A 10,203-nucleotide genomic window follows, 5' to 3' on the forward strand; every position below is an offset into this window, starting at 1 on the left:
ACAACGGGTGATCCCACCAGGAGGCAGTCATGTTCCAAGGTATTTTGATCGACAAAGACGACAACGGTTACCGGGCGACACTGGAAAAGATCCATGACGATCAGCTTCCCGAAGGCAATGTCACGGTGCGTGTGGCCTATAGCACGCTGAACTTCAAGGATGGCCTGGCCATCACGGGCAGCAGCCCGGTGGTGCGAAAATTCCCCATGGTGCCGGGCATCGATCTGGCAGGGACTGTCGAAGAGAGTGGGCATCCAGACTACAAGGTCGGTGATCAGGTCCTGCTCAATGGCTGGGGTGTCGGCGAAGGGCATTGGGGTGGGCTGGCGCAAAAGGCCCGCCTGAATGGCGACTGGCTGATTCCATTGCCCACGGCGTTCACCGCTGCGCAAGCCATGGCCATTGGCACCGCCGGTTATACCGCGATGCTGTGCATCCTGGCGCTGGAGCACAACGGCGTGACGCCTGATCAGGGTGAAATCCTCGTCACGGGCGCCAATGGCGGTGTGGGCAGCTTCGCCATCGCCTTGCTGAGCAAATTGGGCTATCGAGTGGTGGCATCCACCGGACGCACCTCGGAACACGACTACCTCAAGCAATTGGGCGCCAGCGAAATCATCGACCGCGCCACCCTGTCCGAACCGGGCAAGCCCCTGGCCAAGGAGCGTTGGGCAGCGGTCATCGATTCGGTCGGAAGCCACACCCTGGCCAACGCCTGTGCCAGCACCCGGGCCAATGGCACTGTCGCCGCCTGTGGCCTGGCCCAGGGCATGGACTTCCCGGCATCCGTCGCCCCGTTCATCTTGCGGGGTGTCACCCTGGCCGGCATCAATAGCGTGACGCAGCCCAAAGCCAAACGTGTGGAGGCTTGGAGCCGCCTGGCCAAGGATCTGGATTTCAATCTGCTGCCGCTGATCGGCCATGAAATCGGCCTGAGCGAAGCGATCGATGCGGCTCCACGTTTGCTCGCCGGGCAACTGCGCGGGCGGGTTGTGGTGGATGTGAATCGCTGATCAGTGCGACTCGCGCTCCAGCAGTTGCCGTTTGCGCTCGATCCCCCAGCGATATCCCGACAAGTTGCCATCGCTGCGCACCACGCGATGGCACGGGATCGCGACCGCCAGGTGGTTGGCGCCGCAGGCCTGGGCCACCGCGCGAACGGCTTTGGGCGCGCCGATGCGTTGGGCGATATCGGCATAACTGGCGGTGCAGCCTGCGGGGATATCCCGCAGGGCCTGCCAGACCCGCTCCTGAAATGCCGTGCCGCGTACATCCAGAGGTAAATCCAGGCCCAGGGCAGGGGCCTCGATAAAACCCACCACCCTGGCGATCAACTGCTCGAACGCCGTATCGGCGCCGATCAGGTTGGCGCGGCGAAACCTGTCCTGCAGGTCGTAGACCAATTGTTGCGGATCATCGCCAAGCAGGATTGCACACACGCCGCGCTCGCTTTGCGCCACCAGAATCGCCCCAAGGGAACACTGGCCCACTGCAAATCGTATGTCGTTGTTTTGCCCGGCGGCTCGATAATCGGCAGGTTTCATCCCCAGCACCTGATCCGCCGCCTCATAAAAACGGCTGTTGGAATTGAAGCCGGCGTCATACAGCGCGTCGGTGACGGAACGGCCGTCGGCCAGCCGCTCGCGCACCCGGCGCGAGCGATGGGCCGCCGCGTAAGCCTTGGGTGTCAGGCCCGTGACGGACTTGAATACCCGGTGAAAGTGAAAGCTGCTCAGACCCGCAGCTTCGGCCAGATCGTTGAGGGCGGGAATCTGCTCGGCGGTTTCGATCCGGCGACAGGCGGCCGCGACGGTCGCGGCATGTTGCGCGGCGACATCGCTCTGGTCCTTGACGGCGCGTTTACTCGCGCGGTAACCGGCCGCCTGGGCCAGCTCGGCGGTCTCGAAGAATTCGACATTCTGTGGTTTGGGCAAACGTGCCAGGCTGCTGGGGTTGCAGTAGATCCCGGTGGTTTTCACCGCATAGACGAATTGCCCATCGGCTTTTGGGTCGCGTGCAACAACGGCGGCCCAGCGGGGATCCTGTTCGATGGCGATTTTTGTCGATTGATTTGTCATGGCTTGGTTTCCGTTGACCCGTTTACCGCAGATTGAACTGGCCTCGGCAAGCCTGCACTCCGGCGCTTGCGGTCAAATTCCAGGGGCATCAATTCGCCGTACGAAAGGTGAAGTTGATCCGTTGCTCACCCAGTTGTGAATGCCGCCCGTCCTTGATCGGCAGGACGCCGTGATAGCGCAATCGATCCACACCGCCCCAGACCACGACATCGCCATGCAGCAGTGGCACCCGCTGGCTTTTGTCGCTGCGGTGAAAGCCGCCGAACAGGAACATGGCCGGTAGCCCCAGCGATACCGAAACGATAGGTGCCGCGTAGGATTTTTCATCCTTGTCTTGATGCAATGACATCTTGGCGCCAGGAACATATCGGTTGATCAGGCAGGAGTCCGGCACAAAAGCTGCGAATCCAGCCTCCCGCGCTGCGGCTTGCGCCAATTGAAGGAACACCTCGGGCATGTCCGGCCATGGCAGGCCGGTCTGCGGATCGTTACGGGTATAGCGATAGCCATTGCGGTCGGTCGTCCAGCCCCATGTGCCGCAACTGCTCAGGGCCGCCGACATGGTCAATCCGCCTGGCGTGACCATTTGCCGGAATGGAGCGGCGGCCAGCACGCCTTCCAGCGCGGGCAGCAATTGCTCAAGCCAGGGCAGGGCAAAGCCTCTGAGAACGAAAGCCTGTTCGCCGATCCGATCACGCCGGGGCTGCTGTTGGGGTTCGTCATCGGCGAACAAGTCGAGGGTGGTCGGGGCCATGTCGGTCATGTCGCATCGTGAAAGATGATGCCAAGCGTATGCCTTTTACCACTGTGCAAGCGACTGACACCGTGGCGCAGCGTCACCCGGTAATAGCCTCGCGCACCTTTGACGGGGCGCTGGTTGACCGCAAAGATAACGCCGTCACCTTTTTTCAGGCCGATGACCTGCGGGCGCGATTGCATTCTGGGGCGCTGCTCGGTCAGCACGAATTCGCCACCGGTGAAATCTTCCCCCGGTTCCGACAGCAGAATCGCCACTTGCAGCGGGAAAACATGCTCGCCATACAAGTCCTGATGCAGGCAGTTGTAGTCCTGCGGACCATATTGCAGCAGTAACGGCGTCGGGCGGTTCTGGCCGGCCGCGTGGCAGCGTTCGAGGAAGGCTTCATGACTGTCGGGAAAACGCACCGGCAGGTCCATCTGCTCGTTCCAGCGATTGGCAATCGGCACCAGGCGCGGGTACAGCGCAGTGCGCAGGCGGGCCACGAGATCGGGCAAGGGGTAGTTGAAGTATTTGTACTCGCCACGTCCGAATCCGTGGCGAGCCATGATGATCTGCGAGCGAAACGGTTCGCAGCGGGCGTACAAGGCGCCGATTTCATCACAAGCCTTGTGGCTCAACAGTGAGGAAATGATCGCGCAGCCATCCTGATCGAGTTGCTGCTCGATCATCGTCCAATCGAGCCTGTCCAGGAATCGCTCACTCATCGACGATTCTCGCGATGGCTCGAATTCAATGTGCGACAAATGAGGCGGACACAAGCGATGGACATTGTTCTGACACCTTGACCCCGGGGTGAGGTGGCCAGTGTGAGGCATGCCGAGGGTGTGGACACCCCGCTGCTTGCTGTCGAATTCCAGCGCGCGGGGCCAGCATGCCTGTTGCTGCTGCGCGAGCGCTTTACAGGGCCTTGCTGACGCTGATGTCGCTGATGACGTCTTCGCTCTTGCCGTGCAGGGCATCCAGCGCAGCCTTGGCTTGCTCTTGGGTGCCGTTTTCGAGCTGGGCGAATTCGAAGCGTCGCTCGCCGTTGAGTTTGTATTTGATGACGTACTTGGTCGTCTGGGCCATGGCCTTACCTGCCTTTATGCGAGTTGGAGCGGCGCTCAGCTCAGTTTGGAGCTGGAGCGGCGAACGATTTTGATTGAGTGAGTCAGGTTGGGCTTGCGGGTCACGCTGATCGCCCGGCGACTGACCGTGTCGATGGTGATGTTCCAGAAACCGGTGCTGGGGGCGGTAATGCGCGCCGGGAACTTGTCGAACGCGCCGCCGTGGTAGGTGTGGCGACCGCCGTTTTTGAAACTGCGGAAATTGGCGTCGTTCATCAAGCGAATGTTGCACATTTGCGAGCATTGAATGACAACGATGTCGTCCTCGTTGAGGTGCTCGCGCTGGTGAATGAATTTCATGGGGCGCCTCCAGAAGGCTTTTACAAATCAAAACGGTAGCAATCAGCCAATGGCGCAGTTTATCAGGCCGGGGCCTTCATTATCCGGCTGTCGAGGTGCGCTTTGGCAATTAAAAACGGTATTTCCACATTTGATTTGCGAAAATACAGGGGGATGCGGAGAAAAACGGGATCCGGGCGGTCGGAGGGTCTTTGTCGGAGGTTTCTTATGAAATGGAGTGTGTGGGTCTTGCCGTGGGCATTGGCGATCAGTGGTTGCGCAAGTGTTGCGGATATCAACGAATCGCTGCCTACCATGAATGTCATTTCCGGCAAGAAGCCCCATGAATACGCACAATGCCTGAGCGAAAAGCTTGCCAGGAGCCGTGGTGCCTTGCAGATCGAACCGCACAAGGAGGGCGTGCAGGTGATCGTGCCGGGCAAATTGACCTCGGGGCCGGCCGCTGTCTTCGACATCGAAAAACGCTCCGGTGGCAGCAGTATCAAACTCCATGAAAGCATGTCCAACGTGCCCGTGCGCCCGACGGATGTGCGCGACGCCGCGACCGAGTGCATTTCCGGCTGATAGACTGTCGACTTTCAACACATGCCGTCAAAGCGATACTTTGGCGGCATTGTCATTTCTGGAGTCAGGCATGAAACGAGAGCGGGTAAGGGAGTGCCATGCACAGGGGCAGATCTGTACCACCCATGTGATATCCAATCCGGCGAATCCGGGGGAATGGATCGTGTTTTTCAAGAAAAGCGCCGGTCGAAGCTTTTTCCTGGTCGATGACAACGACGAAGTCGAATCCTTTACCAGCCTCGACGAACTGGTGGAAACCGTGCGCAGTCTCGGAATCAAATTCGCCGAAATCCACATGTAGGGTCGGCGGTTTACTTGCAGACGACCACGACCGTGCGGTTTTTATAGTTGCCGACATCGACGCCCAACGTTTTGTCGCGCTCATCGGGGGCCGGGGTGCCATCAGTGCCGATGATGCGGTAGCCGGTGCCGGCGCACGAGGCGTCCGCTTTTTCATAACAGTCCGCCCAGGAATTGGCCTCCCCGGAGCAGTTGATGGCCAGGCCTTGTTCGCCGTTATCGAGGTAAGCGGTTTCGGATGTCGCGCATCCACTCAGGGCCAACACTGCAATCAAGGGTAAGAATCGGGTCATGTCGTTGTCATCATGCTGGGGGCAAGCCTGTGACAGCGTGCCAGGCAAAAGGTTATAGCGATTGGCCACTTTTTTCTCGGCCGGCATAAAAAAGCCCTGCGCGATGTCAGGGCTGCCGGCGTTCGGGGTATCAGTCAGTCGTTTTTCTTGCCGCTTCGCTTGGGCTGCGGGTGTTCAAGCTCCAGCACCGAGGCGACTTCAACCGCCATGGCTTCGGTTGGAAAAGGGCCGGCGATGTTTTCACCGGCGGCGCTGTCAATCCACCATTGGCCGTCTTTTGCCTTGTTGATCAGGAAACCGTTGACGCTTTTTGCTGCCGACATCTATTTGCCTCGTTGGCGGGTTCAATTGCGCCATGATACCGCCAATTTCACGCGATCGGGCGCGGTGACGACTTAGGGCCGGGTAAAGCCGTGCAAATCTGCCGGTCTCTGCTATCACTTACAGGCTGCTGATCGATCAACGCAAACACTTGCGGAACTATCCGCAAGAATTTTTCTCTATGATGGCATCGGTTGGCCATCGGGGGCATTGTAAGCTTCACGCCGCCTGATTAGACTGCGCCGAAACTCGTACACACAGCCCTTTCAAGGACTTATATGATCAAGAAATGCTTGTTCCCAGCAGCCGGTTACGGTACTCGCTTCCTGCCAGCGACTAAAGCCATGCCCAAAGAAATGCTGCCGGTGGTAAACAAGCCACTGATCCAGTACGGCGTTGAAGAAGCACTGGACGCCGGGTTGAACGAAATTTCCATCGTTACCGGTCGCGGCAAGCGCGCCCTGGAAGACCATTTCGATATCAGCTACGAGCTGGAAAATCAGATCAAAGGCACCGACAAGGAGAAATACCTGGTCGGCATCCGCAAACTGCTGGACGAGTGCTCGTTCTCCTACACCCGTCAGACCGAAATGAAAGGCCTGGGCCACGCGATCCTGACTGGCCGCCCGCTGATCGGCGACGAGCCGTTCGCAGTGGTGCTGGCGGACGACCTGTGCGTCAACCTCGAAGGCGTCGGCGTCCTGACCCAGATGGTCAAGCTGTACAAGCAGTTCCGCTGCTCGATCGTGGCCATCCAGGAAGTCGATCCGCAAGAAACCAACAAGTACGGCGTCATCGCCGGCGAGATGATCCGCGACGACATCTACCGCGTGCACAGCATGGTTGAAAAGCCAAAGCCGGAAGACGCGCCGTCCAACCTGGCCATTATCGGTCGTTACATCCTGACTCCGGATATTTTCGACCTGATCGAGCAGACCGAGCCAGGCAAGGGCGGTGAAATCCAGATCACCGACGCCCTGATGAAACAGGCCCAGAACGGCTGCGTAATGGCCTACAAGTTCAAGGGCAAGCGTTTCGACTGCGGTGGCGCCGAAGGCTACATCGACGCGACCAACTTCTGCTTCGAGAACTTCTACAAGACCGGCAAAGCATACTGATCGTACGCGGCCTGCTTGTATTGAAAGGCCACCTTCGGGTGGCTTTTTCTTTTTCCGGCGCCGTATCTTTTACGATCCTGTCCTTAACAGCGTTTGCTCAAAGGGCATCGGCGCGTATGCTGTTTGCCTGCCGAGGAGATAGACAATGGCCTACGATTTTGACCTCTATGTGATTGGCGCCGGTTCTGGCGGTGTGCGGGCGGCGCGGTTTGCCGCAGGTTTTGGTGCGAAAGTGGCCGTGGCCGAAAGTCGCTATCTGGGCGGTACCTGCGTGAATGTGGGCTGTGTACCGAAAAAGCTGCTGGTCTATGGCGCGCATTTCGCCGAGGACTTCGAGCAGTCCTCGGGCTTTGGCTGGAGTCTGGAGGAGGCGCAGTTCGACTGGGCGACCCTGATCGCCAACAAGGACCGCGAGATCAATCGCCTCAACGGCATCTATCGCAATCTGCTGGTCAATAGCGGAGTGACCTTGCATGAAGGCCACGCCAGCATCGTCGATCCACATACGGTCGAGATCAATGGCGAGCGCTTCAGCGCAAAACACATCCTGATCGCAACCGGCGGCTGGCCGCAGATTCCGCAGATTCCGGGGCATGAACACGCAATCAGTTCCAATCAGGCGTTCTTCCTCAAAGCGTTGCCCAAGCGTGTGCTGGTGGTGGGCGGTGGCTACATCGCTGTTGAGTTTGCCGGTATTTTCCACGGCCTGGGCGCGCAGACCACGCTGCTGTATCGCGGCGAATTGTTTCTGCGCGGCTTTGACGGTTCGGTGCGCAAGCATTTGCAGGAAGAATTGACCAAACGTGGCATGGACCTGCAATTCAATGCCGACATCGAGCGCATCGACAAGCAAGCCGATGGCAGTTTGAAGGTAACGCTCAAGGATGGCCGTCAACTGGAGGCCGATTGTGTGTTCTATGCCACTGGTCGCCGTCCGATGCTGGACAACCTCGGGCTGGAAAACACCGGGGTCAAACTCGACAAAAAAGGCTTCGTCGAAGTGGACGAGCTGTATCAGACCGCCGAGCCGTCGATCCTGGCCCTGGGTGATGTGATCGGTCGCGTTCAACTGACGCCGGTAGCGCTGGCCGAGGGCATGGCGGTTGCACGGCGTCTGTTCAAGCCTGAGCAGTACCGTGCAGTGGATTACAAAATGATCCCGACGGCGGTGTTCAGCCTGCCGAACATCGGCACCGTCGGTTTGACTGAAGAAGAAGCGCGTGAGGCCGGGCACGATGTGGTGATCTACGAAAGCCGCTTCCGTCCCATGAAGCTGACCCTCACCGAGTGCCAGGAACGCACGCTGATGAAGCTTGTGGTGGATGGCAAGACCGACAAGGTGCTGGGCTGTCACATGGTCGGTCCGGATGCCGGTGAAATCGTCCAGGGCCTGGCGATTGCCTTGAAGGCGGGCGCCACCAAGCGTGACTTCGACGAGACCATTGGCGTACATCCAACGGCCGCCGAAGAGTTTGTCACCATGCGTACGCCGGTTGCCGGTTAAACCTTTTTCGATTTTGGTTTCGATTCAGGCGTCTGTTCTGCGTCTGGCGCTGCCGCAACGGCAGCGGCCAGGCGCAGGCTTTCCTCCAGACTGGCCCGGGTTTTTACCAATTCGGTTTCCAGTGATTTGTTGATTTGCGTCTGTTCGTCGATGTTCTGTTTCAGCGATTGGCTTTCCAGCAGGGCGACGCGCAAGCGTTCCTGGAGGAGGGTGCGTTCGCCGTCGACACGGTTGGCCTGTTCCAGTAGCTGATCCTGACGACTGTTGCTCTGTTTGAGCTGTTCCTGCAACAAGCTCAATTCGCGCAGGGTGCCGCGGTTTTCGGTCAGCAGGCGCTCATTGTCACGGTGCAATTGAGTGATTTCATCCTGGCGCACCAGCGCGCTTTGCTGCGCCTGCCGCAGCTCCATCTGCAATTGCTGCACCTGGCTCTCATGGCGACTGTGCTCCTGCTCGCGCTGCTCCTTGACGGCATTGCGGTAGTGCTCCAGCGCGTCACGTGCATGCAGGTGTTTTTCTTCCAGGGAGCGAATCTGCTCGTCCTTGTCCTTCAGACGTAATTCGAAATCGGCCAGCGCCTGGTTCAGGCCGGCATTGCGGGTCTGTTCGGCCTGCAGCAGGGCGCGGGTGTCATGCAGCGCCTCGGACTCCTGGGTCAGCGCCAGGCTTTGAATCTCGTACTGCTGATGCAGTTCGGTGTTGGCTTCCCGGGCTTCTTCCAGTTGCGTTTCCAGTGCCTTGCGTTGCTGCTCGAACTGCTCGCGAGCCTGGTCCACAGGCTCTTGCGCCTGCTCTTTCAAGCGCTGGGCCAGCCGCGAAACCAGCGCCATCAGCTCATCGTTGATCGGCTCCATCGGTTCGGCCTCTTCGCGCACGATGCTGTCATCGAGCTCCTTGAGGTAGCGATGAATCGTGGTTTTCGAGCCGGTGTTGCCCATTTCGATCCGTACAGCATCGATGCTGGGGTTTTCGCCGCGAGCGAGGATCGCCAAGCGAGCTGCTTGCACTATTGCCTTGTTTACACCGCCACGGGCCATGATTTTTCCTGTGTTTTCAAATGTGGTACGTATTACGTAAATACACATTGTACCACTCAAAATAAAAAGTTAAATACAGTCTGTTACTGACACGGGATATACTGGTATTACCCCGTGTCATCACGATTTCACGGTTTCTATCACGCGATGTCAGTACAGGACGCCCTCCTGTAGGAGCGAGCATGCTCGCGATGGTCGTCAACGATTACGCGGGAAACCTGAATTAACGCGGTGTTCCTGCGATCTTCGCGAGCGTGCTGAACTGGCCTAATGATTTTGGACACTTCAATCGGGCGCTATGATGGCGCCCAAATCTGAGGTGTTTGGCCATGCGTAAATCTTATTCCAGCGAGTTCAAACTCAAGGCTGCCAGCTTGGTGCTGGACGAGGGGCAGTCAGTTCCCGAAGTCTGCGCCAGTCTGGATGTTGGTCCTACGGCCCTGCGCCGCTGGGTCGATCAGGTTCGTCAGGAGCGTTTAGGCTCGACCCCACTGGGCGCCAAGGCGATTACCGCCGATCAGCGAGAGATCCAGCGGCTCAAAGCGTTGCTCAGGCAAAAGGACATGGACATCGAAATCCTAAAAAAGGCCAGCGCTCTCCTGCTCTTGGACTCCAAGGATCATTCTCGTTAATCAACGAGCTGGACGAGCAATACGGCGTTAACAATTGCTGTCGGGCGTTTGGAGTCAGCCGCAGCAGCTTTTACGCCTGGCGTCAGCGCCAAGGAAAGGTGAGCCCTGAGCGGGAGAAGCTCAAAGCCGTGCTGATTGAACATCACAAGCAATCCAGAGCATCTGCCGGTTCGCGGACTTTGACCAAGGA

The 10,203-nt window shown here is 58.6% G+C and carries 15 protein-coding genes; 6 read left to right on the plus strand and 9 right to left on the minus strand.

Annotation, left to right across the window (positions count from 1 at the left end):
* The first annotated feature begins 29 nt into the window (after positions 1-29).
* Positions 30-1,013: an MDR family oxidoreductase gene (locus ACQKP2_RS05805; RefSeq protein WP_427575096.1), complete on the plus strand. Its 984-nt coding sequence runs from the start codon at positions 30-32 to the stop codon at positions 1,011-1,013.
* Here the strand turns inward: ACQKP2_RS05805 and ada are convergent, their stop codons facing one another.
* The 5 genes from ada to ACQKP2_RS05830 all read right to left on the minus strand — a co-directional run bounded on the left by ada (position 1,014) and on the right by ACQKP2_RS05830 (position 4,244).
* Entirely contained in the window at positions 1,014-2,078 is a 1,065-nt protein-coding gene (gene ada, locus ACQKP2_RS05810) for a bifunctional DNA-binding transcriptional regulator/O6-methylguanine-DNA methyltransferase Ada (protein WP_427575097.1), read from the minus strand.
* 88 nt (positions 2,079-2,166) lie between these two features.
* Entirely contained in the window at positions 2,167-2,832 is a 666-nt protein-coding gene (alkB, locus tag ACQKP2_RS05815) for a DNA oxidative demethylase AlkB (RefSeq protein WP_427575126.1), read from the minus strand.
* Positions 2,833-2,837: 5 nt separating this feature from the next.
* A complete protein-coding gene (locus ACQKP2_RS05820) occupies positions 2,838-3,542 on the minus strand; it encodes a 2OG-Fe(II) oxygenase (RefSeq protein WP_427575099.1) in 705 nt (234 codons plus the stop codon).
* Positions 3,543-3,735: 193 nt separating this feature from the next.
* Positions 3,736-3,906 carry a hypothetical protein gene (locus ACQKP2_RS05825; RefSeq protein ID WP_427575101.1) on the minus strand — a complete coding sequence of 57 codons (171 nt, stop codon included), beginning with the start codon at positions 3,904-3,906 and terminating at the stop codon, positions 3,736-3,738.
* Positions 3,907-3,941: 35 nt separating this feature from the next.
* Complete coding sequence (locus tag ACQKP2_RS05830; protein ID WP_427575102.1) at positions 3,942-4,244, minus strand: DUF1883 domain-containing protein; 303 nt, start codon at positions 4,242-4,244, stop codon at positions 3,942-3,944.
* Between the two features lie 207 nt (positions 4,245-4,451).
* Here ACQKP2_RS05830 and ACQKP2_RS05835 point away from each other — a divergent pair, with 207 nt between their 5' ends.
* A complete protein-coding gene (locus ACQKP2_RS05835; protein WP_427575104.1) occupies positions 4,452-4,808 on the plus strand; it encodes a hypothetical protein in 357 nt (118 codons plus the stop codon).
* A 70-nt stretch (positions 4,809-4,878) separates the two neighbouring features.
* Complete coding sequence (locus ACQKP2_RS05840) at positions 4,879-5,109, plus strand: hypothetical protein (protein ID WP_427575105.1); 231 nt, start codon at positions 4,879-4,881, stop codon at positions 5,107-5,109.
* Between the two features lie 10 nt (positions 5,110-5,119).
* Here the strand turns inward: ACQKP2_RS05840 and ACQKP2_RS05845 are convergent, their stop codons facing one another.
* Together ACQKP2_RS05845 and ACQKP2_RS05850 are read right to left on the minus strand one after the other, a co-directional pair.
* Complete coding sequence (locus ACQKP2_RS05845; protein ID WP_427575107.1) at positions 5,120-5,401, minus strand: hypothetical protein; 282 nt, start codon at positions 5,399-5,401, stop codon at positions 5,120-5,122.
* Between the two features lie 134 nt (positions 5,402-5,535).
* On the minus strand, positions 5,536-5,724 hold the full coding sequence (locus ACQKP2_RS05850; protein ID WP_427575108.1) for a hypothetical protein: 189 nt from the start codon (positions 5,722-5,724) through the stop codon (positions 5,536-5,538).
* Between the two features lie 276 nt (positions 5,725-6,000).
* On the opposite strand from ACQKP2_RS05850, the gene galU reads away from it, so the two are divergent.
* Positions 6,001-6,840: a UTP--glucose-1-phosphate uridylyltransferase GalU gene (galU, locus tag ACQKP2_RS05855; protein ID WP_427575110.1), complete on the plus strand. Its 840-nt coding sequence runs from the start codon at positions 6,001-6,003 to the stop codon at positions 6,838-6,840.
* Between the two features lie 145 nt (positions 6,841-6,985).
* Positions 6,986-8,344 (plus strand): glutathione-disulfide reductase, encoded by a 1,359-nt coding sequence (gorA, locus tag ACQKP2_RS05860; protein WP_427575112.1) that lies wholly within the window; start codon positions 6,986-6,988, stop codon positions 8,342-8,344.
* Here gorA and ACQKP2_RS05865 read toward each other — a convergent pair.
* Complete coding sequence (locus ACQKP2_RS05865; protein ID WP_427575113.1) at positions 8,341-9,381, minus strand: DNA-binding protein; 1,041 nt, start codon at positions 9,379-9,381, stop codon at positions 8,341-8,343. The genes gorA and ACQKP2_RS05865 overlap by 4 nt on opposite strands.
* Before the next feature lie 329 nt (positions 9,382-9,710).
* Between ACQKP2_RS05865 and ACQKP2_RS05870 the strand changes: the two genes are divergently transcribed.
* Positions 9,711-10,013, plus strand: a complete 303-nt coding sequence (locus tag ACQKP2_RS05870; protein WP_427575114.1) for a transposase — start codon at positions 9,711-9,713, stop codon at positions 10,011-10,013.
* Here the strand turns inward: ACQKP2_RS05870 and ACQKP2_RS05875 are convergent.
* Positions 10,010-10,203 (minus strand): hypothetical protein (locus tag ACQKP2_RS05875; RefSeq protein WP_427575115.1); only part of this gene is annotated, 194 nt, incomplete at its 5' end. The two genes, ACQKP2_RS05870 and ACQKP2_RS05875, sit on opposite strands and share 4 nt — an antisense overlap.

It is taken from the genome of Pseudomonas sp. NPDC089569, from assembly GCF_050280625.1.
Classification (GTDB): Bacteria; Pseudomonadota; Gammaproteobacteria; order Pseudomonadales; family Pseudomonadaceae; genus Aquipseudomonas.